At 38.5% G+C, this 24,524-nt stretch carries 24 protein-coding genes; 7 read left to right on the plus strand and 17 right to left on the minus strand.

Going from position 1 to position 24,524, the window contains the following annotated elements; translation table 11 throughout:
- Window positions 1–72: 72 nt before the first annotated feature.
- The 3 genes from V7O61_RS11900 to V7O61_RS11910 all read right to left on the minus strand — a co-directional run bounded on the left by V7O61_RS11900 (window position 73) and on the right by V7O61_RS11910 (window position 3,167).
- The gene (locus tag V7O61_RS11900; RefSeq protein WP_407281678.1) at window positions 73–1,128 is read right to left on the minus strand and encodes a WD40 repeat domain-containing protein; all 1,056 of its coding nucleotides are present in this window, start codon (window positions 1,126–1,128) and stop codon (window positions 73–75) included.
- A 312-nt stretch (window positions 1,129–1,440) separates the two neighbouring features.
- A complete protein-coding gene (argJ, locus tag V7O61_RS11905) occupies window positions 1,441–2,625 on the minus strand; it encodes a bifunctional ornithine acetyltransferase/N-acetylglutamate synthase (RefSeq protein ID WP_288069482.1) in 1,185 nt (394 codons plus the stop codon).
- 74 nt (window positions 2,626–2,699) lie between these two features.
- Window positions 2,700–3,167, minus strand: coding sequence for a CBS domain-containing protein (locus V7O61_RS11910; RefSeq protein WP_407281677.1), 468 nt, complete (start codon window positions 3,165–3,167; stop codon window positions 2,700–2,702).
- A gap of 429 nt (window positions 3,168–3,596) precedes the next feature.
- Between V7O61_RS11910 and V7O61_RS11915 the strand changes: the two genes are divergently transcribed.
- On the plus strand, window positions 3,597–4,031 hold the full coding sequence (locus V7O61_RS11915) for a cohesin domain-containing protein (RefSeq protein ID WP_407347404.1): 435 nt from the start codon (window positions 3,597–3,599) through the stop codon (window positions 4,029–4,031).
- A gap of 248 nt (window positions 4,032–4,279) precedes the next feature.
- On the opposite strand, the gene V7O61_RS11920 is transcribed toward V7O61_RS11915, so the two are convergent.
- Both V7O61_RS11920 and V7O61_RS11925 read right to left on the minus strand, forming a co-directional pair.
- Window positions 4,280–4,759, minus strand: coding sequence for a hypothetical protein (locus V7O61_RS11920; RefSeq protein WP_407281675.1), 480 nt, complete (start codon window positions 4,757–4,759; stop codon window positions 4,280–4,282).
- Between the two features lie 73 nt (window positions 4,760–4,832).
- Complete coding sequence (locus V7O61_RS11925; protein ID WP_407281674.1) at window positions 4,833–5,519, minus strand: nucleotidyltransferase domain-containing protein; 687 nt, start codon at window positions 5,517–5,519, stop codon at window positions 4,833–4,835.
- Window positions 5,520–5,858: 339 nt separating this feature from the next.
- Here V7O61_RS11925 and V7O61_RS11930 point away from each other — a divergent pair, with 339 nt between their 5' ends.
- A complete protein-coding gene (locus V7O61_RS11930) occupies window positions 5,859–6,671 on the plus strand; it encodes a hypothetical protein (RefSeq protein ID WP_407281673.1) in 813 nt (270 codons plus the stop codon).
- Window positions 6,672–6,722: 51 nt separating this feature from the next.
- On the opposite strand, the gene V7O61_RS11935 is transcribed toward V7O61_RS11930, so the two are convergent.
- The 11 genes from V7O61_RS11935 to V7O61_RS11985 form a co-directional block, all read right to left on the minus strand.
- Window positions 6,723–8,063, minus strand: coding sequence for a DUF1566 domain-containing protein (locus V7O61_RS11935; RefSeq protein WP_407281672.1), 1,341 nt, complete (start codon window positions 8,061–8,063; stop codon window positions 6,723–6,725).
- A gap of 373 nt (window positions 8,064–8,436) precedes the next feature.
- Window positions 8,437–8,982, minus strand: a complete 546-nt coding sequence (locus V7O61_RS11940; protein WP_023845766.1) for a reprolysin family propeptide-containing metallopeptidase — start codon at window positions 8,980–8,982, stop codon at window positions 8,437–8,439.
- A gap of 23 nt (window positions 8,983–9,005) precedes the next feature.
- The gene (locus V7O61_RS11945) at window positions 9,006–9,464 is read right to left on the minus strand and encodes a hypothetical protein (protein ID WP_023845765.1); all 459 of its coding nucleotides are present in this window, start codon (window positions 9,462–9,464) and stop codon (window positions 9,006–9,008) included.
- A 216-nt stretch (window positions 9,465–9,680) separates the two neighbouring features.
- Window positions 9,681–10,154: an arsenate reductase ArsC gene (locus V7O61_RS11950; RefSeq protein ID WP_407281671.1), complete on the minus strand. Its 474-nt coding sequence runs from the start codon at window positions 10,152–10,154 to the stop codon at window positions 9,681–9,683.
- A gap of 69 nt (window positions 10,155–10,223) precedes the next feature.
- Window positions 10,224–10,670, minus strand: coding sequence for an arsenate reductase ArsC (locus tag V7O61_RS11955; protein ID WP_023845763.1), 447 nt, complete (start codon window positions 10,668–10,670; stop codon window positions 10,224–10,226).
- Between the two features lie 134 nt (window positions 10,671–10,804).
- The gene (locus tag V7O61_RS11960) at window positions 10,805–10,954 is read right to left on the minus strand and encodes a hypothetical protein (protein WP_023845762.1); all 150 of its coding nucleotides are present in this window, start codon (window positions 10,952–10,954) and stop codon (window positions 10,805–10,807) included.
- 175 nt (window positions 10,955–11,129) lie between these two features.
- Entirely contained in the window at window positions 11,130–11,678 is a 549-nt protein-coding gene (locus V7O61_RS11965; RefSeq protein WP_407281670.1) for a ferredoxin domain-containing protein, read from the minus strand.
- A gap of 106 nt (window positions 11,679–11,784) precedes the next feature.
- A complete protein-coding gene (locus V7O61_RS11970) occupies window positions 11,785–12,837 on the minus strand; it encodes a GTP-binding protein (protein WP_407281669.1) in 1,053 nt (350 codons plus the stop codon).
- A gap of 142 nt (window positions 12,838–12,979) precedes the next feature.
- Window positions 12,980–16,363: a PAS domain S-box protein gene (locus tag V7O61_RS11975; RefSeq protein ID WP_407281668.1), complete on the minus strand. Its 3,384-nt coding sequence runs from the start codon at window positions 16,361–16,363 to the stop codon at window positions 12,980–12,982.
- Window positions 16,364–16,584: 221 nt separating this feature from the next.
- Window positions 16,585–17,193 carry a hypothetical protein gene (locus tag V7O61_RS11980; protein WP_023845758.1) on the minus strand — a complete coding sequence of 203 codons (609 nt, stop codon included), beginning with the start codon at window positions 17,191–17,193 and terminating at the stop codon, window positions 16,585–16,587.
- A gap of 61 nt (window positions 17,194–17,254) precedes the next feature.
- Complete coding sequence (locus tag V7O61_RS11985) at window positions 17,255–18,439, minus strand: PQQ-dependent sugar dehydrogenase (protein ID WP_407281667.1); 1,185 nt, start codon at window positions 18,437–18,439, stop codon at window positions 17,255–17,257.
- A 361-nt stretch (window positions 18,440–18,800) separates the two neighbouring features.
- Between V7O61_RS11985 and V7O61_RS11990 the strand changes: the two genes are divergently transcribed.
- The 5 genes from V7O61_RS11990 (at window position 18,801) to V7O61_RS12010 (ending at window position 23,791) form a co-directional block, all read left to right on the plus strand.
- The gene (locus V7O61_RS11990; RefSeq protein ID WP_407281666.1) at window positions 18,801–21,575 is read left to right on the plus strand and encodes a PAS domain S-box protein; all 2,775 of its coding nucleotides are present in this window, start codon (window positions 18,801–18,803) and stop codon (window positions 21,573–21,575) included.
- 223 nt (window positions 21,576–21,798) lie between these two features.
- Window positions 21,799–22,137, plus strand: coding sequence for a winged helix-turn-helix domain-containing protein (locus tag V7O61_RS11995; protein WP_407281665.1), 339 nt, complete (start codon window positions 21,799–21,801; stop codon window positions 22,135–22,137).
- A complete protein-coding gene (locus V7O61_RS12000) occupies window positions 22,137–22,418 on the plus strand; it encodes a carboxymuconolactone decarboxylase family protein (protein WP_407281664.1) in 282 nt (93 codons plus the stop codon). Before V7O61_RS11995 ends, V7O61_RS12000 begins: the two co-directional genes overlap by 1 nt.
- Before the next feature lie 220 nt (window positions 22,419–22,638).
- Window positions 22,639–23,268, plus strand: a complete 630-nt coding sequence (locus tag V7O61_RS12005; RefSeq protein ID WP_407281663.1) for a GbsR/MarR family transcriptional regulator — start codon at window positions 22,639–22,641, stop codon at window positions 23,266–23,268.
- Window positions 23,269–23,362: 94 nt separating this feature from the next.
- On the plus strand, window positions 23,363–23,791 hold the full coding sequence (locus tag V7O61_RS12010; protein WP_407281662.1) for a nucleoside 2-deoxyribosyltransferase: 429 nt from the start codon (window positions 23,363–23,365) through the stop codon (window positions 23,789–23,791).
- Window positions 23,792–23,863: 72 nt separating this feature from the next.
- Here V7O61_RS12010 and V7O61_RS12015 read toward each other — a convergent pair whose 3' ends face one another.
- Window positions 23,864–24,499, minus strand: a complete 636-nt coding sequence (locus tag V7O61_RS12015) for a TIGR00296 family protein (protein ID WP_407281661.1) — start codon at window positions 24,497–24,499, stop codon at window positions 23,864–23,866.
- Window positions 24,500–24,524 lie beyond the last annotated feature (25 nt).

Genomic DNA, 24,524 nt, shown 5'->3' on the forward strand with positions numbered 1-24,524 from the left:
ACTATTCTTATAGCTAGAAATTATATTATAAAGATGTTCCTACTGCCAGTGCAGTTGTTATATTGCTAATATCTAATTTTGCAGGTAATAACTTTCAACAATCTCCGTGAAATTATAAACAAATACCATGCTTTCATCTGACTTGGTTCCTACTGAATACATGGAATCTTCAGTAGCCTCAAGTCCAATTATTATCTGTTTTCCATCAGCAGAAAAAGTCGCTGCATAAAACTCATCTACGTAATCCAGCTTGTAGCTTTTAGTCCTCAGAATCTGTTTTTTTGAGGATATGTCCCATACAATTAATGCAGATGGATCGATCGCCATTAAGAATTTACCATCGGGTGATAAAGAAACATCATAGGGAAGTCCTATATCAGAAAACCTACCTATTACATCATAGGTACTGGTATCCCATACCAAAAGTCCTTTTTCATTCCCATTTTCTCCTGCTAAAATGCTTCCATCGTTAGAAAATTGCAAGTCAAAAGCAGAAATCCCATCTAAGGTCTTATGAATTGCTCCTGTATCTGCATCAAAGAACACGATACTATCTGCACTGCCTTTATTACCTTCAAAACTTATGAGTATAAATTCACCATCTGGAGTATAAGTGAGAGATTTTACTCCATAATTGTCACTAATAATCGAATTTGCAATATCACCTGTTCTTGTATCCCACAAGTTGACAATACAGTGCCCAGAATCTTCTTCTGTTTTATAAGAGGATGCATAGTATTTCCCATCGGGGGAAAAAGCAACATCTTCTATATCATTATTGACTACGTCATGTTCCCGAACAATGGTTTTGTTTTCTACATCATACAGTGTGAGATGGGACTTAATAAGCTCCGGAATATAATAACTCGAATATACCAACAAATATTTACTGTCTGGTGAAAACTTCAATCCGGGATAAATGTATGGCTCCCTTCCTAAAATATAAATCGTTCCGCTGTTTTGAACTCCATTATACCCAAAAGATTCCGTTTCCTTTTTTTTATCCCATAGAACTATAGAATTATCAATTACACAACCAAATGCGACATATTTGTTATTAGGAGAACAATCAATATTGCTTATCATATCATAATCGTATGTTGCTTTTTCAGGAGTGAAGTCGTCCAATGATTGTGCAGTGGACGCGAAATCCATGAAATCACTTTTGACATTAGGGAAAAGCATTGCTAAGATAATCAACATGAAAATAAGTCGGGCTGTCTTCATTTGTGATTCCATATTACTTAATCCAATTGTGTAAGTTTATGCTAAACAGAACAGTGAGAATTATTAAATATTAAAATTTTTTCAACTCTACATACCCATATACATTATTTAATTTTTCCGATATCCATCCACATAATAAATTGTGGATTTGAAAGAAATAATCAATAAAAAAAGAACATTAGAGGGATTACTCCCTCAAACTACTAATGAAAATTAAGTCGTGTACTCAGCATTGATTCTGACATAATCATACGTCAGGTCACAGCCCCATGCTGTTGCACTCTTGTCACCCATACCAAGATCGGTGATGATGTAGATCTCATCCTCTGCCATGATGGACTTCAACTGAGAGAGGGTTTCCTCGTCATTCCTGACAACCTCACCGTCCTTTACAAGCTCAACAACCTCAGTTCCTGCTGAGAATGAAAGGGATATTTTTTCAGGGTCCATGTTAGCACCGGAATAACCGGCTGCAACTACGATACGTCCCCAGTTAGGGTCCTGACCGAATATTGCAGATTTTACAAGTGGGGAGCGTACAATTGCCTTGGTTACAAGACGAGCATCCTCTTCTGTTGCTGCACCTGTCACCTTGGATTCAATGAGTTTGGTAGCACCTTCACCGTCAACTGCTATCATCTTTGCAAGCTCTGTGAGAACATAATCAAGACCTGCCTGAATGTCAGAAACTTCAGGAATGATGCCGGATTGGCCTGTGGCTGTTACAAGAACCATATCGTTTGTGCTTGTGTCGCCGTCTACTACTATCATGTTGAAACTCTTGTCAACGGCTACTGTCAGGCATGACTGTAAAACATCAGGGTGAACTTCTGCATCAGTGTAAACGAATGCGAGCATTGTACCCATGTTTGGCTCGATCATACCAGCACCCTTGGCAATTCCTGCTATGCGGATGCCACAGTCCATCTCAATTGCAATCTCCTTGGGTACTGTGTCGGTTGTCATGATGGAGCGTGCTGCACTCATACTTGCATCGGCATCTTCACCCAGTGATTCAAGAACTTCATCAATGTGAGCCGTTATCCAGCCGGTGTCAAGTTTTCGACCTACAACACCTGTGGAAGCCACACCTATGAGTTCCTCGCTGACATCGAGTTTTGATGCGAGAGAGGAGGCCATGATTCTTGCATCAGCAAGACCCTGAACACCTGTGAAAGCATTGGCGTTGCCGCTGTTCACGACTACACCTGAGAGTCTGCCGGTCTTTGAGATATGTTCCCTTGTTACTACCAGAGGAGCTGCAATGACCTTGTTCCTGGTGTAAACTCCGGCAGCGTTTCCTTCTGCCTGAATGATTGCCAGTCCCATCTTACCGGGTTTGATTCCACCGGCACGCACGCCTTTTACAGCACAGATACCGCCTTCAATGAATTTCATGATATGCCTTCTATTCTGCTTGAATATGATTTTGATTTGATTTTGTGATGGTTATAGTTAGAATTTGGCTGAACTCACAATTGTCCAAGACCAGCGATGATGTCACCACGTGTTACAATACCCACAAGCGTGCCGTCCTCGTCCACTACTGGAAGGCGGTTTATCTTGTGCTTGCTAAGGATTGTGGAAGCATCTTCGATGTATGTGTCAGGACCTACTGCATAAACACTCTTGGTCATTATTTCCCTGATAGGTTTTGAACCGAAGTCCTCAAGCATTTCCTTGGTCTCTTCCCAGTTGAGCAACTCTCTGATTGGAACTTCGATAACCTCAAAAGGACTTGGAAGCCAGAGACCTCCATGTTCCGGAACCTCAAGCAGTGCGAGAATGTCTCCTTCTGAAACAATGCCAACTACTTTGCCGTCGTCCACTACCGGAAGACCACTGATCTTTTCCTTCTTAAGGAGTTGTGCTACCTCCCTGATTGGAGTGTCCGGTGAGCAGGTAACAACTTCAGTGTTCATTACATCTTTTACGTCCATGATTATACCTTACTTTACTATGATATTTCAGGATTTGCACATCAAGTAGTGCAGAGGTCCACATAGTCCATGCTTTTTTGAATATAGGGTGAAAAAGTGGTTGCAGGGGTATAATGGTTGCGCTTTGGCGATTATTGGAAAATGAAGATGGGTTCAGTATGTAGTGTTAAGGAAAAAATGTGATGCGTCAAAATACCAAAAGAAGGATGTTAATCACAATAAATATATTATTATTCAATTGAACACATAATTATATATGGTTTAGATATTGATGTACTGAAACGTGGGGTATTCAACATCAAATACATTACAATAATTGGAATATTTTTATCAATTCTCGTTTTTGGTTGTTTCAATTCGAGTGCAACATACATAACACTTGAACCGTCAACTCAGATTGTTACACCAGGTGAGAATTTCACAGTAGATGTGCTCATAGTGCCGGATACAGGAATTGCCGGATTACAGTTCGATATTGAATTTGACAGCTCAAAGATACAGGTGAATAAAGTATCTAAGGGCGATTTCTTAGATTCAAATGGAGATCCAACATTTACCAATTATGGAAACATAGACAACACCGCAGGAATACTTTCTGATATTTATGGTGTGGTATTGGGCCCTGTGAGCATCTTAGAATCCGGGTCTTTTGCAAGAATCACAATGACTGCAAAAGAGCAGGCTACCAGTACATCAACTATTAGCCTGAAAAATGTGATAATAAGTGATTCATCAGGCCATCCAGTTGAGGTATTTATCAAAGATACGACTCTGACAATCAAAGTACCATCTGATAAACAGGACAAGTCCTGGTGGGATGAATGGAATGACCTCTGGCAGGATGATTGGAGACACTTCTGGTAGTCAGAACCCAATTTATAGAGTAGCAGCGAAATAACAATATGCTGCATTTCATCCTATTTTTATACTAACAAATTTACACAAGCAACTGTTAATTTATAATTCTGCCTGATTTTTTGAATATATGGTGAAAAGTAGTTGTTGGGCATAATGATTGTGTTTTGGTGGTCATTAAAAAAATATGCGTTTTCAGATTATGCCAAATAAAGGAAATAGTCCATAATTTATGGCAGAAAAAAATTCGTACTTATTTAATCGATTCCACGGACAATAAACACAAGCAATAAAACCATAATTGCTGCAATTAGCAAATATTCCTTTTTTCGGGATGCAACTGAAGCCCCTATTATCAAATGAATAATTGAAAATGGTAGCATGTCCAGAATCGAGGATATAATTCGATTCCATGTTAAAAACATGAAAATATTGTTTGAATAATTTAGGACAGCGTATAGGAAATCCAAATAAAACATTGTTAATGAAAACAGTGCCAATCCTAATATTGCAGATGCTAATTTATTCCGGGTGAAGTAGGCATAAATAATTACTGTTAAAGTAGGGACTAGAATAAAAGGGGGCGATAAACTCCCGCCGGGTTGCAAAACCCAGAATAATGCATACAGAAAGGGGATGCCTAATATAAAGTAAATAGAATTTGATGGATTTTTAATGGCCTTCTTAAGCCAGAGAATATATTTTGTTTTTTTGCTTGTAGAAGGCTTCAAATTCATCAATATAAAAAATCCACGGATGGCATATTAATATTGTTCTTATGTATCGTTTCACATTAAATGTTGATACAATCTACTCAATTAAATCAACCTGGTATTCAATAATCACTTCTGCTGCCCAATTGAAGAGCAACTCAGAGAGGGACTCAAACTCGGTCTGAACCACAGAGGGTTGAGTTTTGACCATAATACCGGTTTGCAATATTTCTCGTTCCTGTGAGCCCAGAACAGGAATAAGCTCTTTTTTAAGTTTTACATAAGTTCCTGTTTGGTCATAATGAATCGCCTGTATGATGAAAGCGGCTACTTTATACAGAGATTTCAACATCTCTTTATTTTTTGCATGCACCATATTGTGACCACACATATGATATATGTTACAGGCTCCAATTCGGACAGCACGATGAATATCTTCTTTTTTAATCGTCTTCAACAGAAAGTCAATGTTTCCGTAAATAGGTATAGTATCATGATATAACTGGAACAGATCGGATTTCTCCCAATTTACCAGTTCCTGCCTACCAGAGATAAAACCGCATGCCAATTCCCTGTTAGGGAGTGTATCAAGAACAGCACTGTATGCCTTCAAATCCTGAACATCCACACGGTCAAGTATGATAACTGCATCAATATCACTGCTTTCACTTGCTTCACCGCGCCCACGGCTTCCCTGAAGCCCGACAAACACCAGTCGGGAACCAAACCGGGATTTCACCTTTTCTAAGTATTCTTTCATCCATGTGTCAATATCAAAACTCATACATTGCCCCTATATGTGGTATTTTGAAGATTATACCATCGAGTTCCATACAGATAAATAATTTCCTCACGTCAGCAAATATATGCCAGTGGAGAACACCAGATAAAACAATTGATTAGAGGATTTACAACACTGACCAGCTCCACAACTACCTCATTATTGTCCTTTGCTGCGATGAGCGCTGACAATGGGCCTGATGAACTAGGAACAAATATAACTGCTGAAATCTTTTATATATTATAAGAAATTCTTAGTTAAAGACTTGTGATATACATGATAATCAGGAAGAGAAAAATTGTACAATTGCTATTTGTTGCTTTATTTGCCAGTGTTTTTTTAATGACAACTGCAAATGCTATTGAAAATGATTCAAACGCATGTTTTGAAGAATACGAAAATGACCCGGAAATATTTGCATGTCGTGGGAAGCTTCCTGACGTAATGGATAAAGAATGGAATAGCTCAATTAGGAATTGCTGGATAAATCTCACAAGAATGGGAAGATCTGAATTTGATAGTTCTTTCAGAGCTATAGGTTCCAGAGGCAGGGTCTTAAATGTCTATCTGAGTTCAGATTACCAGGATGAGATCGACGACGCAAGAATAGATAAGATTTACAATATAATAGAAAACTACTGTGAAGAGCAAGAGGGCATCAGTGAAGTGCCTGTGGTTTTCATGTGGCAGGAAGATGAAATATGGTATCCTGAATATGGCCATGAAAGTTTTGAAAGAATACAGAATGAATCATGGCTAATAACCACACGGGGAACAGTTCCTGAAATTGATGAGCTCAGCGAGAAAATAGCGTGGACAGACAAACTCACAAAAGTCACGGAAAATGTTGAAGGAATGGAACAATATTATTATGACCTGTACGGAGACAGGACCGTATATGGGTTTGGTGCTCACCTTAACGGATATATTACAGTAGAGTTCAATTCAGAAAAACCGGAGCTGATTAGCGAATCTGTAATCACTGATATTTACCAGATGATAGATGAGAAGGCTGAAGAAGAAGGCATCAATAACGTACCTGTGGTCTTTAGATGGTCGGAAGAAGACATTGAAGAGACAGAAGATACACCTGGTTTTACTTCAACGATGTTGGTTCTCGGACTTTTACTGGTAATTGGATTGAGAAGAAAATAAGCAACAAGGATAGAAATAATCTATCCTGTCAAAATAGCTGCATAAAAACCATCATCCTCTCACAGGACGCACATAATTATACACTCTTATAGCATCGCCCTGTGGAGCATCATTTCCATAATCATCCGGGTCACCTGATTTTGGGTCACTTCTCTGTGCACCGGCGCCATGGACATCCATCCATTCCACGTTCATGTAACCCAATGCACGTCCGAATGAGATATACACAGCACTGGAACCTTCCATATTAGCTTTTGCGTGTGTTGTTCCGGTCCAGTAGAAACCGTAATCCTCGTCACCCATTTCATTTACAATTTGAGTGCATTCAAATATAGAATCAATTGTTGGTGAATCTGTAGTGTCAGGGGAACGGGTGTAATCTACAATACTCTGCAACTCCTTTGCGTTTGGAAGACGCCAGTCATCATAACCTGCATATTCAAGGTTCTCTGCAAAGTCCAGGGCTTCTTCCCAGTTTAATGAACCATCGTCATTGGTATAATCCGAAAGCATATCAGCAAACTCATCACTGCCACTGTCGGACTGTGTCCACATAAGTCCTGTAGCTTCATCTGTGATGGTTCCATCGCCATTATCAACAAAAAGATTGGTTCCGTATGCACTATTTCCTCTCACAAGTCTCAGATAGTACCTTCCTTCCTCCACTTGCAGATTTCCGCCTGACTGAGGGTAGCCTTTTATTCTTCCGTCTGCAAGGTTGAGTCCGAAGAAAGCTGACTGGCCATTCATAACCTTGTATACGTATTCTGTGATGGAAATATACTGGGCATCGATTATCCTTCCTTCAGTTGGATATTCAAAATCAAAGTAGTCAGTATCAATGAAAGGAGTAAGTCCTGAAGTTGAAGTTGATTCAACATTCGGATCGGTTCCCCTGAAATCCATAAGAGAATACATTTCCTTTATCGTAGGAACTCTCCAGTCGTCGTATCCACCTGTCGTTGCTGCATCGGCTTTATCTTCAGCATCATCGAAATCCGATCTGGTCATTTCCTTCTGCCACATCAGACCGGTGCTCTCATCAGTTATAGTTCCATCACCATTATCTACAAAACCAGGCTCTGTTCCATCATACCGTACATCCTGACCATAGAACGAATCGCCCTCGGAAAGTGGGTGAATAACCTTCTCATTGTCATAATATAGATACTGCATCGTATCTGTCACAACATAGTGTCCGGGTTCTGTAACTTTAGTTACTGAAACATCATCATTTTCCTCATCTGTAATTTCTGAACTATCATCAGTTGTCTGAGATGTTCCTCCGGAATCAGATTCAGTCATTCCACCTCTATGTTCAGCACATCCGGAAACAACTGTCACGATAAATATCATACAAATTAGAAAACAAAGTTTTCCTTTTCCAGTCATAACATTTCTCCTGAAACCATGCATCTAAATTGGCAATACCTTCTAGAAAAATATGATCTAAGAAGATGGAAATTAAGATAAGAGAAATCCATTAATTGGATTTGCTCTAAAAGACAAATACTAAAAATCAAAATCAAACAGCGATATTACATCCATTACCACACTTAAACGGGGTGTATTCCACGGTGCTTGTAACACCCACCGGCCCCACAACTATCTCGCCGTTATCCTTTACTGCGATGAACTCAGACAGTGGATCAGATGATCTGAGAACGGACCTGATATTTTAGGACTTGCACCTCAAATGAGTGCAGAGTTCCACATAGTCCATGCTTTTATAAGTATAAGATGAAAATATAATGATTGTCCTGAGTTAATCTATTCTATATTCATTTTCAATATGAAGATCTTCAGCTCTGTACATTATATGGATAGTTTTCCCATCTAACTCATATTTTGTACTTTCAATGTAATATGGATTACTGTCCACATCAATTGTTCCTAACAAAAGGTTATTACTAACCGTTATTGCAACCTTGCTGTTTTCATCCCCAACTACTTTTCCGCGATATGTTCTAATGTTATGGTTGTTAGAAACATGTGTTTCATTTAAAATCAATCCCACTTCTTCACCCATTAGATTCAACATTATCGTTTTACGTTCATTAACTTCATAATTAAACACATCAGGCTTTACAGAGAATATAGCACAATGATAATTCTGTATGTTATTTGAAACACTCACGTTTTCTGCTTCATTATCTACATATTCCATTGACACATAATATCTACTTTCATTCTGTGTTTCAGCCTGCATATTTGTAGCTGGCCTGACATCACTTGTTTGATCTATACAGCCAACTGCAATTATTGAAATAACCAATAAAAAAAATATAGAGAACAATATTGATAATCTCATGGAGAATACCAGTATTTATTCAATCAAAATCCAAACAGTGATGTTACGTCCATTACCACACTGGCAACGGTATATTTTACGGTACTTGTAACACCCACAGGTTCTACAACTATCTCGCCGTTGTCCTTTGCTGCGGTGAACTCAGACAATGGGTCTGATGATCTGAGAACTGACCTCACGGTGAACTCATTTGCACCGACAACCATGGTTGCACCAAAATCCTCGTCATCATCCACTTCTTCAAATGATGTGATGACTGCATCTTCTGTAACGGCTTTTATGTAGACCTCATCCCCATCATCATCGACTATTACAAGCTTTATAGTTTCATCACCAAGGAGAGTTACTAGATAAGATGGGACAGCAGCTACGTTCGCATTGTATTCATCAACATCATTTTCAAGATCATTAACAATATCCGCACTGGCAATCGGCATCAGCATTGCCATCAGCAGAACTAAAATTACTAGTCTTTTTTTCATCCTCTCACTTCATTCCTCTTTTGTAAGTTTAGCCCATTATCAGGATTAAATCAAACAAGATAATGTGCATTTAGATATTACTATTATACACATATGTAACAATTCTAGTTATAGTTTTTTCTATATGCAAAAAATATTATGAAAATGTGTTAGCTTGCACACTCACAATAGATAAAAAACAATACAAAAGGAAAGGAAAATAACAGCAACAAACATTCATTGCTCAAATGCCTGAATTATCCATTCTCTAATTTCATCCCTAAGCTGCCTGAAAAAGTCAAGTTGTTCGGCATCTGAACCTGATGCTCCAGAAGGATCCTTAAAACTTCTATGCATCAACTTCTTAGCACGAGGTTCATCACTTCTGACATTTACAGCTGCAAGCTCCGGTGTGTTGCAAACAGGACACGCCTGTTTGGCTTTATCACAGACCGTTACAAGGACATCAAACACAATATCGTGATACTCACTCATTTTCTTTGAGCGCTGACCTGAAATATCAATATCAATTTCCTGCATCACCTTAATTGCACGAGAATCCACCACGGTAGCCTCCACACCTGCACTGTAAACTTCATAACTATCACCATAAAGAGACCTCATTAACCCTTCAGCCATCTGTGATCTTGCAGAATTGTGATAGCACACAAAAAGAATCTTGCTTTTATCCTGGTTTTCCTGATTTTCCATAATAAACCCCAGCCACCCTCAGACACTCATTGAAAACTCACCAATATAAAAATAAAAATAGATGAGGAACTATAATTTGTCAATATCTTCGACAAATTTCCCGATCCTTCCCTTAATAGCATCCCTGAGTTTGCGTGTCTGCTCCAGTTTCTCTTCTTCTGTTCCGGTGAAGGTTTCAGGATCAGGATAAGGCCAATGAAGCTGGGTAAATGGCTTTGGGAAAAGCGGACATTCTTCCTCATGTGCCCTATCACAAACGGTTATAACATACTGATACAGTCTTCCTTCCTTGAAGCAGTCCCATGCAGATTGAGGTGTTTTTGTACTCAGGTCTAAACCTTCCTCTTTCATTACTTCCAGAACCAGAGGATTTACTGGTTCTGGTTTATAGCCTGCACTTTCAACTTCAAACCTTTCACCACCTATCTTTTTCAGATAAGCTTCAGCGATTTGACTTCTGCCACTGTTGCGGATGCATATAAAAAGAACTTTAATTTTGTTATCATCTGACACCATATGATAGATTTGTCAACAATCAGTAATATAAAGTTAATCTATATAGAGTATAGAGAATAATATTTAAAAGGCACATACATTCCATAATACATAGGCATTAAAGAAGAAAAAGCGTATTGCAAAGAGATTAAAATTCAAAGTAACTGATTTTTTGCAGCCTGAAGTCTATTACCGGTCCATCGGATGATTTTTAAGAAATATTTTTTTAAAAACACATAAATCCGATATCCAATAAACAAATCCAGAACAAATGCAGCAGCAAGTATCAATTCTAAATTATCCATAATTAAGCCTCATATCGTTGTCCATTTCAATATAGACTCCATTAATATATAATTATATTGAGCTGAAATATATAGTCAAAAACAAAACAAAAAAAAACAAAGTGAAAGAAAAGAAAGGAAAATAACAAAAGTAACAGATTATATACAACTACTTTTTAGATTGCCTATCTTCCGACTATCTTGATGTTTTTCTGTCAAAAAATATGTTCTTGCCTTTAACACTTAATGGAATTCCCATTGCAACATCTACGTCCACCATGCCTGAATAACATGCAGCTGCTCCGGCAGAGTAGAGAATCCTGTTGTCAATGCACAGGTCTTTTGCCTTGGAAGCAGCAGAACCCACTGCAATTCCCAGATCCATATATTTTATCATACAATGCGGACCGGTAAATTCCACCTTCACCTTCTTATGCATAACCATGTCAGCACAGGTCTCATATCCACATGCACCACAGTTAAGTGAACTTACACCTGAAGACTTCAGACCTATTATCAACAGACAATCAGCATCCCTTACATTCTGAGCATCACGAATAAGGAATTTCAGACCTTTGGTCTCACTGAGCTCGTCCATCTTGTCAGCAAGTTCCATTCTGTCATCATCATTGAACAAATAAGTTACAATATCATCGATACCCTTACCTTTTGGTGCTGTTCTTGCAGCCACAAGGATAGTATTTGCAAGCGTTTCAAGTACTTCGAGTTCGGGATTCTGCTTCATAAAAGAAAAAATGCTTCAATAGTATTTAGAGATTCACATAAAACAGAAAAGGACAGGAATGATTCCCGTCCAAAAATACAAAAACAAAAATTCAAAATTAAAAAAATTATAGATCAAGACTTACGAAATTAGGTTCATCATGGACATGGGAATGGGTCTTTTCAAACTCCACATTTTCCATTTCCAGATTCATCTGGATGCATTTGTCTACAATCTCAACAAGATCCTCTTTCTCTACTTTAGTAACAGCACTTAGGAACTTGAGATGTTCTTCTCCAGCGCCTTTCTCATCGAGAATCTCAACCACGGGTTCTCCATCTGATGATGTGAGGCTGCCCTTGACAAGACCTGAAGATGCTTTGAAACTAATCTTAATGTGACCCACAAAATCAGGATTAATCTCCTTAACTTTGTCCTTGATATTCACAAGCGTATGAACCAGCATGTTTGTTATTTGATCCACATCTTTGCCATTGGAAGTAATGGAATACTCACCTGCATAGGATCCAACACCTGAGACTTCCATGGAATTCATATCCTCACGTTCCTGGTGTAACTCGCTTTCACCGGTCAAAAGGTCCATGAATCTCTCAAACTTCTCATCGGCATTCTTTGCAGAGAATTCCACAACAATTGCATCAGGATTTATCTCCAGTGCCGCCTGTGTTGAGGATGCAATTGTTTCCCTGTCAACAAGATCTATCTTATTGATACAGACAATTTCTGATTCCTTTATCTGATTCTCAATAAACTTTGGAATCTGATTCCACTCCGCCCCAAATCTGCTGGCATCAATAATAGTTACAACAGGAGCAAAAGAAATTTCACCAAGATCCATAAGCTCAATATGTTCTTTTATCTGGAGAGGGAATGCAATTCCGGTAGGTTCAATGATAACAACATCAGGATTATAATCCTCTATAAGGGAATCCAGAGTAAACTCCATACTGACCTTGAGTGAACAGCATATGCAACCACTTGTAAGTTCCTTTGTCACAAGACCACTGCTTGAAATAGTTTCTCCGTCCACTCCAACTTCACCGACCTCATTGACAATTATAGCTATCTTGTGACCTTTGTCAATGAGATGTTTACCAAGATTCCTTAAAGTAGTTGTTTTACCGCTTCCCAGAAAACCGCCTATAATTATGACTTTCATTATTTCACCGTGGATTAAATACCTTATATCCATTATTCTTGTCTGCAACTAGTGTGGGTCCAAAAGCAAATATATCCATTAATCAGGCTACTAAACTAAAAGCTTTTTGAAAAATCACTTATGATTCAGGAGTTGAGATATTTTATTGGTCCATAGGAAGACGGACATGAACAGTTGTCCCTTTACCCTCTTCACTGTTAACGTAAATATCGCCTTTATGATCCTCAACTATCTTTTTACAGATATACAGACCAAGACCTGTTCCACCGTACCTTCTTTTCACAGAAGAATCGACCTGATAGAAACGCTGGAAAAGCATTGGAATCTTGTCTTCAGGAATTCCGATACCCGTGTCCTCTACATCAAGATACATCGAGCCTTCGGAAACATGTGCCGAAACTGTAACCTTTCCACCATCAGGAGTAAACTTAACAGCATTGTCTATAAGATTGACAAAAACATCCATCATCTTGTCACGATCAAGATCAAGCTGCGGAATATCAGATGGAATATCAGTTATTAATTCTATGTTCTTGCTTGCAGCCTGAAGTGCAAGATCCTGAACCGCATGTTCAAGTATATCCTTTATATCAAGCTTTTCAAATGAATAATTAAGCTTACCGGATTGTGCACGACTGAGATACAACAGAGAGTCTACAAGTCTGCGAAGCCTTTCAGAGTTTCTGAGAACTGTTTCAACAGCCTTTTGCTGCTGCTCATTCACTTCACCCAGTGTTCCGTCTGAAATGAGCTGGCTATATCCCTGAATTGAAGTAAGAGGAGTCTTAAACTCGTGGCTGACATTTGAGAGGAAATCATCCTTCATCCTGTCAAGTGATTTCAATTCCTCGTTAGCCTGTGAAAGTTCTTCGTTGGTCTTTGATAGCTCCTCATTGACCTTAGAAAGTTCATCAGCATACTCACGCAAAGTATCTTCGGATTTCTGGCGCTGGATAAGTTTCCACATGCCTTCCATGAACAATGTAAGTTGCCTTACATCGGTTTTATCGTAATCCTCATCCTTGTTGCCAACACCTGCAACACCAACAATTTTCTTCCCGTCAAAGATTGGAATACTCATGTAGCGTCTGAGTCTGATGTGACCTTCAGGATAACCATGTTTCAACGGATTCGGAGCATCGAAATCATTAACAATTACAGCTTTCTTCTGCCTGATAGGTTCTCCCCAGAGACCTGTTTCCTCAATTGCGTACTCAAGCTTCTTTCCCTTAACCTTGCATCTTTCCATAATGCTCTGTGACCATGAATAGATGGTAAGCCTTGTACCGGCATCATTTAAGAAAGCAAGATAACCAATCTTACTCTGGGTCAGCCTTACGGCTTCTTCCTGTACAAAGTCTGAAACGCCACTTAGAGAGAGATCTGTAACGTGACTAATCTTGAGTAATGCTTCCAGACGTGATTCATCCAGGCGCAAAGCCTCTTCTGCTTTTTTACGAATCGAAACATCACCATAGATTCCAATGCCACCAAGCAGAGTTCCATCGTCTGCAAGATTGGGACTGAAATCAGCTTTGAGATAAAGATCTTTGCCGCTAATAACAGTATGATATTTACCTTCAAAATGACCGGTATTTCTTGAAAGGACATCTGAAACTGCCTTTATCATGTCCTCATCCCGTGTCTGGGTGACCATGTTAAAACCAATCACTTTGTCCTTGTTTTCAACTCCTATTATCTGGAGGAACTTTTCGTTACAGTGAGTTACTATACCTTCTGCATTGAAATGGAAAATTCCTACCGGAGAGTTCTCAAAGATAAGCCGGTATTTCTTTTCAGCTTCCAGTACAGCATCTTCCGCTCTCTTTTTCTCGGAGATGTCTTCAAATACTCCAATGCCACCAAGGAAACTGCCATCTTCTGCAACGTTTGGACTATAATATGCTTTGATATAGATTGTAATATCTGTGGAAACTGTGTGATATTCTCCTTCAAAAAAACCCTGTTTTCGGGAAAGAGCATCATCCACTGCCTGCTTCATGTTTTTATCTACAATTGATGCACCAAGATCAAAACCAATAATATCCTCTTTACTTTCCAGTTCCATTATGTCCAGGAATTTTTCATTACAGTGAGTGATAATCCCTTTTTCATCGAAGTGGAAAATTCCAAGAGGAGAGTTCTCAAAAATAAGACGATATTTTTTCTCAGCATCCAGAGCAGTTTCTTCTGCCTTTTTCCTTTCCGTGATATCAATGATAATACCCTGATAGTAGGCAGGATTCCCTTTTTTATCCCTGATAAGGTGAGACCTTTCAGTGACCCAGCGTATCTTGCCGGATTTTGTCATGAGGCGATATTCTTTTGAGAAAAACATCTTACCCTGGATTTCAAGCTCTGACACATCGCTGCGTACATAATCCAGATCATCGGGATGGATTATATCACCGTAATTCATTTTACCGGAAGTCAGATCAAAAGGAGTATAACCGAACTGCGAAATGTTCTCTGAAACAAAAGCAATTGGCCATTCGTCCTCTGCACTCCAGAGGAATGCTACAACAGGACTTTTTCTGTAGATGTCTTCCAGTTTTTCTATGGATTTGAACTTATCACGTAGTGTTTCATGGTCGATGGTCTGCTCTACAAGTTTGCCGATAGTACCTATCATACCGCTGTAATTTCCCTCGTCATCCGTAAGGGGAAGCAGGAAACCACTATGATAAATGAACTGACCGTCCGGTTTTACAAATGGAAAAACGTTATAACTTCTTGATTGCAGGTCTTCTTTCACTGCCTGGAAAACATCTGCAAATCCAGGGTCATCACCCTCAATACTTTGTGGAACAAAACTTATCAGTTTTTTTCCGCATACGTCACTTTTTGAAAGGCCGGATATGGATTCCATGCCCTTATTGAAAAAGACTATTTTGTCATTTTCATCAACTGCCCAGAAACCGGTCCAGACATTTTCAAGAATCTCATCCCTGAAATACTGACTTCTGCTAACCGTCTTACATGACGAGGAACTTTGAAGCAGTGTCCACCTACCATTTTTCTCAATGATTGTTCCGTCATGCATGCTGATAAGCTCTATCATTTCCATTCTTGAACGTGCTTCAAGGAGAAATGCAAAAAGACCTGTTATCTTCTTTGTCCTGATAAGTTCCATGGCCTGTTTTTCATATTCCACAAAGCTGTTCCAGGATTCACCATCTACAATCGTAAATTTATCAACAATACGCAGGCCGTTGTAGCCTTCAGCCATTGCAATGTTGTACATCTCCTGCCATTTCAGAAGATCCATATCAGAAACAGAGCCTTTTCCGGCAATATAGCATTCATTGCATTCCGAAAATATCAATTGCCCGTTCCCAACATACTTGTCAACATCAAGTCCTGCATCCCTTAACAGGTCTTTCACATAATCAATGTCAAGCTGTCCTGCTACTCCCCAGAGGCAGCACTCATTATTCTTTAGTCCCGCATCAAAAAAGGAAGCAACGACATCTACAAGTTGATCTGTGCTATCATAAAGCAGGGAGAATGAATTGCCCGGTGTCAAATCCTCTGCAAAATTGATATCTGACTGGATACTCTGTATGGTAATAATATAGCCCCGCTGATATGAATAATATGAATGTAAAATGAAATTTCGTTATGGAAAAGCCATTTACTCACTATTACTGTATCAAACTCTTATATTAAAGTAGTTGCTTTTTTTAGCCTGCATAGTGTATCCAAAACAAAGTTACTTTTCGAAGAAGAAAGAAAACATTTCACCTTTTAGAGTTTAGACCATTCCTCTTCCTTATATCGGATAAATTCTTCAAAATCCTTTGCGTATTTGATTGTGCCTGAGTGGGATTTAATTTTTTCAACTTTAAGATATAATAAATAGAACAGAAAATATATTACCGGCCCTAAAGTAACCCCAGCAAGCAAACCAGTTGCATAACGGCTCAAAAAACGATTCTCAGGATATATGTTATGATAACCATAAATTACAGTAGCAACAAGACCAATTGCCAAAAATATAACAGTTATTACATGTATAGCTTTAATTCTGGAATCAACATTCCATTGTATTTTATTATTTAACACATCATCTTCAATTTTAATTTGGATAGAATCAAACTTTAACTCATTTTCTTTTTTACAGAGTTTAGAGACTATAACCGAAATACGTGTAATTTCAATCGTGTTTCCAATCAAATTCAATGGATTATAATCTTCATAATTGATATCATCGTCTGATTCCTTAATAAGTAGTATTTCCCTGTGACCCATTTTCCTGTAAAATTCACATATAGCATACAATATTTTTTCTTTAGGAATTTTAGTTGTGAGTTCTAAAATTGGATTTTCCAGTTTTTCTAAAAATGTTTTTTCCATCTGACCACTTTTTACAGAATAATACTAGAATTCAATATTAATACTAACAGATAGGTATAAATTACTTTTGAATAAAAGATATCCTGTATATCTTCCCCGCATTATCATCGCTGACAAAAAGCGAACCGTCATCTGCAACAATCACATCAACTGGTCTGCCGCTTATTGTTGCAGCTTTAAGCCAGCCGCTTGCAAAATCATTGACCTCTAGAGTGTCCATGTCAATATTAACTATCTTGTATCCTGTGGGTTCCTGACGATTCCATGAACCGTGGAAACACACAAAGAGATCGCCCTGATATTCTTCGGGGAACATCGCTCCATCGTAGAATGTCAGGCCAAGCGGCGCGGAATGAGCCTGAAGGTCAACTAAACTCGGAATCCTGCCACTGTCATTGCAGGGATTTCCGGTGTATTCACTATTGTTGAAATCCGTATCAAATATATTCTTACCATAACAGTCCGGCCAGCCATAATTTCCGCCTTCAACTATCAGGTTGATCTCATCAGGCGGTGTGTTATCTCCTAGCCAGTCTCTTCCATTCTCGGTTGCATACAACTCTCCCGTAAGCGGGTGGAATGCCAGACCTACAGAATTGCGAAGTCCGCTAGCATATACTGTAAGGTTGCTTCCGTCAAGATTACTCTTAGAGATAGCTGCTCTCATTTCATTGGATTCATCACAGACATTACATGAAGAGCCCATGCTCAGGTAGAGTTCACCATCATGGACCTTCACGGTTCTGGTATAATGACCACCTGTCGGAAGATTATTAATCAATACTTCAATGGTGCCAGCATCAGCTACAAGGTCACCATCATCATCCCTTACGCGAATGACCCTGCTTTCCTCTGCTATGTAATACCATCCATCGTAGTAATCAATGCCATGAGGATAATCAAGATCCTGAATGAAAATCTGGAGTTCATCAGCAACATTATCGTCATTCCTGTCCGGCAGAATAGCTATTATTCCCTTGTTTGGAATTGATACAAAAAGCAGACCATCTTTTATCATCATCATACGGGGGCCGGGCGATGGACCACCGAAAGAAAGCAGGGTGCTTCCCAGATCATCCGCATAGACATCGATAACAAACCCTTCAGGTAAAGTGATTCCTGCCACTCCGGAACCTGTAACTGTCGGACGAACGCCCATATAATTGGCAGATAAGACAAGTATAACGATAATTGCCAGAAATACAAAAGATATCCACCATATCTTCTTCTCAGACTTGATTTCCACTGGTAAACCCCTGTTTAAATTTGGAATGCAGGAAATAAAAGGTTTATCCAGTCACATGAGTTCTGATATTATGATACAAATTGATCAAATACAAATTGATCCATATATGTGCAATATATACTAACTAAATATGCCAACAGAGTTATATACGTATTATTTTCAAATATTAAATCAGGAGGTATTGATACATACTTTTGATCATACGGGGTATAAAAAATATATCAGCCACACTAACTGTTCATATTGAACACTTATATCATAAATATATGAGAAAGTACTTTATTTAATGACCAGATTAAAAAACTGTAAATTAATAGTAAAATTAGGTTTGGAGTCACGTTAATTTCATAGAGCGATAAATATGGATGAAACGGATAAAACGAATGAAACTGTTGGGTTTCAGGAGAATATAAAAGATGAAACCTGCAGTCTATCTGAAAGTGAAAAAAGGCTTAAAAGCATATTCAAAGCTGCCCCTATTGGAATCGGAGTTGTATCAGATAGGATTCTTACCGAAGTAAATTCACGAATATGTGAAATGACCGGTTATACTAATGAAGAACTTATAGGTTCCAGTGCCAGAATACTATATCCAAGTGATGCTGATTATGAATATGTAGGCACTGAAAAGTATCGCCAGATATCAGAAAAAGGTACTGGAACAGTTGAAACAAAATGGCTGACAAAAGATGGAACCATCATTGATGTATTACTGTCCTCTACTCCAATTGATATTAACGATCTGAAACTTGGAGTTACATTCACAGCTCTTGATATCTCTGAACGAAAAAAGACTGAAACAACGTTAAAGGAGAGTGAGGAAAAATTCAGGACACTTGTCTCCGGGATGCAACAGGGACTTGCAGTTCATGAAATTATTACCAACGATAGTGGGAAAGTTACAGACTATCGTTTTCTTGACGCAAATGACAGTTTTGAAAGAATTACCGGCCTTAAAAAGGAAGAGATAATCGGCAGAACAGTGCTTGAAGTGCTTCCTGAAACTGAACATTACTGGATAGAGCAATACGGACAGGTGGCACTTACAGGTGAACCACTATTCTATGAAAATTATTCCCGGGAACTTGGCAGATACTACGAAGTGGTAGCGTACAGACCCCGCCATAATCAGTTTGCAACAATAATAACAGATGTGACTGATAGAAAAAAAGCAGAGGAAATACATAAACTGCAGGGTGAAAGGGATAAAGCGATAATTGATACGCTACCGGATATGCTATTTGTTGTCGATAGAGAAGGATATTGCACGGAAGCCCATTTGGGAGAGAACACAAAAACCTCAATTCCCATTGAAAATCTGATTGGCTCTAACATAAAAGAAGTGTTCCCTGCCGAAGAAGCAAGAAGATACATAGAGATATGCAACAAATGTATAGATTCCGGAAAACTGCATACTGTTGAGTATTATCTAAAAATTGACGGGAAAAAATCATATTTTGAAGCAAGGCTTAGTCCGATTTACAATAACCAAGTGCTTGCAATAATCCGTGATATTACTGAAAGCAAGAATTTCAGGGATACTTTAACAACCATTGCTGAAACAGGATTTGAGTATGGGGATGACATACTCCGCGTTCTTGTACGTCAGCTTGCTATTTCTCAGGACATAAGCACCGCTTTTCTGGCAGAATACTGTACAGAAGAAGGAGACAGTGAAAAAGGATGTACAGTGGCAGTCTGGAGTCATGGAAAATATAAAGAAGAGTTTGATTTTAAAATAGAAGGAACATTATGCGAAAATGTAATATTGAACGGGGAATGGCTCTGGCCCTCTAAAGTACAGCAACTTTATCCAGATAGTAAGGTACTTAGAGATTTGAAAGCCGAGAGTTATTGGGGAATTTCCCTTAAAAATGATTCTGGAGAAACTATTGGAATACTTGCAATAATTGATGACAAGCCAATGGAGCGCTCTGAACACTTATACTCCATACTGAGTAGTTTTGCTTCTCGTGCTGCTGCCGAAATGGAAAGAAGAAAAGCAGAGGAAATGCTTGTTTCTGCAACCCACAGATTGTTTCTGGCAACCAAAAGTGCCAATATGGGAATATGGGAATGGGATTTCAAAACTAATATCCTTATATGGGATAAAAAAATGCATGAAATATATGGAACCGAACCTATAGAATTTACAGGAGAGTTTGAATTCTGGAAGGAAAAAGTTCACCCGGATGACATTGAAAATGCACTGAAAGAAATTGATGATGCGGTTTCCGGGATAAAGGAATTCAAAACCGAATTCCGTATTATCACTCCCAACAATGAAACCCGGTTCATTGAAGCACATGGGATGGTTGAGCGTGATCTGCACGGAACACCATTAAAATTAATTGGGGCTAACTGGGACATTACTGACAGAAAAATTGTAGAAGAGGCTTTGATCTATTCCAGGATAATATCTGAGGATACTAACCGTATAAAAAGCGAGTTCATGAATAATGTATCACATGAGCTAAGAACACCACTGACATCGGTCATCGGTTTTTCAGATGTACTTTTGCAAGAGGATTATGAAGGACTTAGCAAAGAGCAAAAAAAGTATGTTGAATACATCAACAGCAGTGGAAAAAATCTACTTGACATAATCAATAAAATAATTGATTTTTCCAGATATGAAATAAATGATCCGGAAAATCTGAATATTAAAAAAATAACACTGGACTCATTTATTAGTGAAATAATGATGCTGATCTCAAAAAAAGCAGCAGACAAGAGTATTGGTCTTTCATTCAAAAGAAAGGAATCTGTTGGTACATTCTACGCAGACGAACATAAACTTACCCAGATAATACATAACCTCCTTGAAAATGCCGTAAAATTCACGAATCCGGGCGGATCTATTACTGTAGAAACTTCAGCATACGGAGGTATGTTGAGAATATCGGTAATTGACACGGGAATTGGGATAGATAAAGATGATATGAACGAGATTTTCAAACCGTTCCTCCAGTTAGATGGTTCTATTGCCCGTAAATATAATGGAACTGGAATTGGGCTTGCACTTTGCAAAAAGTTAGTAGAGCTCCACGATGGAAACATGTGGGTGGCAAGTGAACCTGGAAATGGCAGCAATTTTACTTTTGAAATTCCAGTAGACCCGTATTTAGACGCTTAAACCTATAAAAAATATGCAAAATCAGTGACTGAACTGATACTCTGTATAGCTATTATTAATGATTTAAGTCTGTTATCAATTTGAACCCGGGAATTAAACCTTTTTGTACTCATATCGAAGGACACGATCAAACCCATAATATTAAATAAATTAAAGTTTTATTACTTTCTGTAATTACTGAAAGTTCAGTATATTAGTAATTAGAATATCAATTGGTGGTCAAATGAGTGGAAAGGACAGCTCAACAAAAAAACAGGAATGGCTCAACAAACTGGAAAAAGAAGGAAGACTGAAAGCAAATCCTACTGAAGATCATAAGATAGGACTTCAGACAATGCAAAACCCGATGCGCCGTAAGATCCTCAAAATACTGAATAATAGTTCACTCAGCATCGGGGATATTGGTGATAGTCTGAATCTCAATAGCTCTATGGCAAAGTTTCATGTTGAAATGCTGGAAAATGCACTCTACGTAGACAGGATTGAGAACAGTGAGCCACTCATGTATCAGATATCTCCCAGAGGAGAAGCTTTTCTTGATAATGTAGAGGAGACGAAATAATGAATAATCAGGAAAAAATTGATGAAATAGATAGGAAAATAGGCTTTTCTGCCATGAAAAGAGCTATTATGGAAGATGGAGCAATAGATAGCAGAACAAAGAAGCTCATTTTAATTGCAAGCGCTGTTGCTGTTGGTTGTGATGTATGCTTTTCAGCTAATTCAAAACGGGCAAAAGATGCCGGAATTTCTGACGATGAAATAAATGAAGCAATTATGGTAGCTTCACTGATAAGAATGAGCTCAGGGCTTAACTATGCCTGGAAAACGATTGATGAATGAAAAGTAGCTTAACTTTTAGGGGCTAGTAGAAAGGAAACAAGAAATAAATCCTATAGCTCAATATAGTTTTAATTATTCCAATACTGATATTTGCAGGAGAACTGGTTAGACAATTCCCTGTAGTTTTTCATAGAAAACATTATAGGCATGGAATCCATGACTAAAATATCATATTCTTCAATTTTTAATAATCCGGCGATTTTGATATTGAGGCAGTTCCATGGATGACAATGAAAAAAAAACAGCAAAGATAACACCTCTTCGTCCAGGTGATGAAAGAGGGAGCAATACGAGAGAAAGATGTTCTTTGCTTTATCCTAATACGAAAAGAGAAACCAGAGACATATCCTGGATACCTTCAGATCAGGAAAGCCCTAAGCAGGAATTTACAGAACTCATAACACAGAACTTAAAGTCCGAAGGTTTTGATGAAATATCCTCCAGGATTATCGGAGTGCTTTTCATAGAGCCTGAAGAAATGTCACTCGAAGAGATTTCCATTGAAACTGGATATAGTTTGTCTGCCGTCAGCACCGCTATGAAGAACCTATCACAGTTTCATATTGTAAAAAGATTTAAAAAACCAGGTTCAAAAAAAGCTTTCTTTTTCATTGACAAAAATCTTGCAGCTATCGGTGCACAGGCACTGAGAATAAAATACGATAACGTGATTCTCCCGTCAAAAAAGATGCTGCCGGGTATTATCGAAAAATACGAACATGTTGGTTCAGATAAAAATGCAAGTGAACTGGAAATAATTACTCGTTATTACAGGCAGATACTGAAACTGGAATCAATTGTCAGAAACTTCCTTGATGAAATGGAAAACATCAATATCGAAGAAGAGTAAATTACCGGATTATTATTTTCACCCTGCTTACAACACTATTATTAAGCAGTTGGTCAATTATACATTTCTCTAAATTAAATGGACGGAATAATTAATGGATGGAAAAAAACAGATATACTTAGCAGGGCCACTTTTTTCACAGGCAGAGAGGGATTTTAACGTACTGCTCAGGGACAGGCTGGTTGAGATGGAATTCTCTGTTTTCCTGCCACAGGAGGATGGCAACGATACTGAGTCAAGCCGTATGGAGGACAGGCAGAAAAATATCTTTGACAACGATGTGAGTGGAATTGATAACTCAGACATTGTCCTGGCAGTGCTTGACGGTGGCAGTGATGTGGATTCCGGAACAGCATGGGAAATGGGTTATGCCTATGCAAAAGGAATTCCGGTGCTTGGACTTAAAACAGACTTCAGGACATTTGGAGATGAAGGTATCGTTAACCTCATGATGGAAATGGCAGTGGAAGCACTTGAAAGGGATGTGGATTCCATTCTCAAAGTGCTTGAAAGCTATCTTTAAAGCAAAAAAACAAAAATAAGATTTTAAAAAACTAAATTACAAAAAAATTTAATATTCATGCCAGGTACTTGATTATTTACCTGAGCATGACCCTTCTTTAAAATCTTTTTCTATGACTTCGCCACGTGGTTTGGATTCTGTAAATATCTGGCCTTCAAAGGCATAAACTTCAGCACCTGTAACCCATGCATCATGAGGTAAACCAGCTTTTATACATGTGTGGTTCAAAAACTCAATCTCATCAAAATCATTCTCAGGAGCAACCTGAGGTAATAACAAACCCTGCCTGTAACCACTTTTTACAATAAGTCCATGCCTTCCAATCTTAATAGATGATGGCAGGTCTTTTGCTGGAACATCAACAAGTTCTGGTTTTGTGAGTATTGTCACTTCCACTGTGATGTCATCTAATTCTTCTTTTTTCACCGGAGGAAACCTTGGATCACGAAGTGCCGCTGAAAGAGCGGAATCTGTAATTGCATGCCTTAATGATGAATCCGCATAAGGATGACCAATACAACCACGCAGGTCGTGAACTTTGGTAAGAGTTACAAAAACTCCCCGTATTTCGTTAAATATATCAGGGAGCTGGATCTCAGAACCATCCATCATCTCACCTGTTCTCAAATACAATTCAATGGCATCCCTGGCAAGTTGCACAGCAGCCTGACCTTCGGTACCTGAAAGTAATTTTACCCCTTCACTCATAAGTAACACTCCTTTTTTTGCTGAC

This window comes from Methanolobus sp. WCC1, assembly GCF_045690315.1.
GTDB lineage: Archaea > Halobacteriota > Methanosarcinia > Methanosarcinales > Methanosarcinaceae > Methanolobus > Methanolobus tindarius.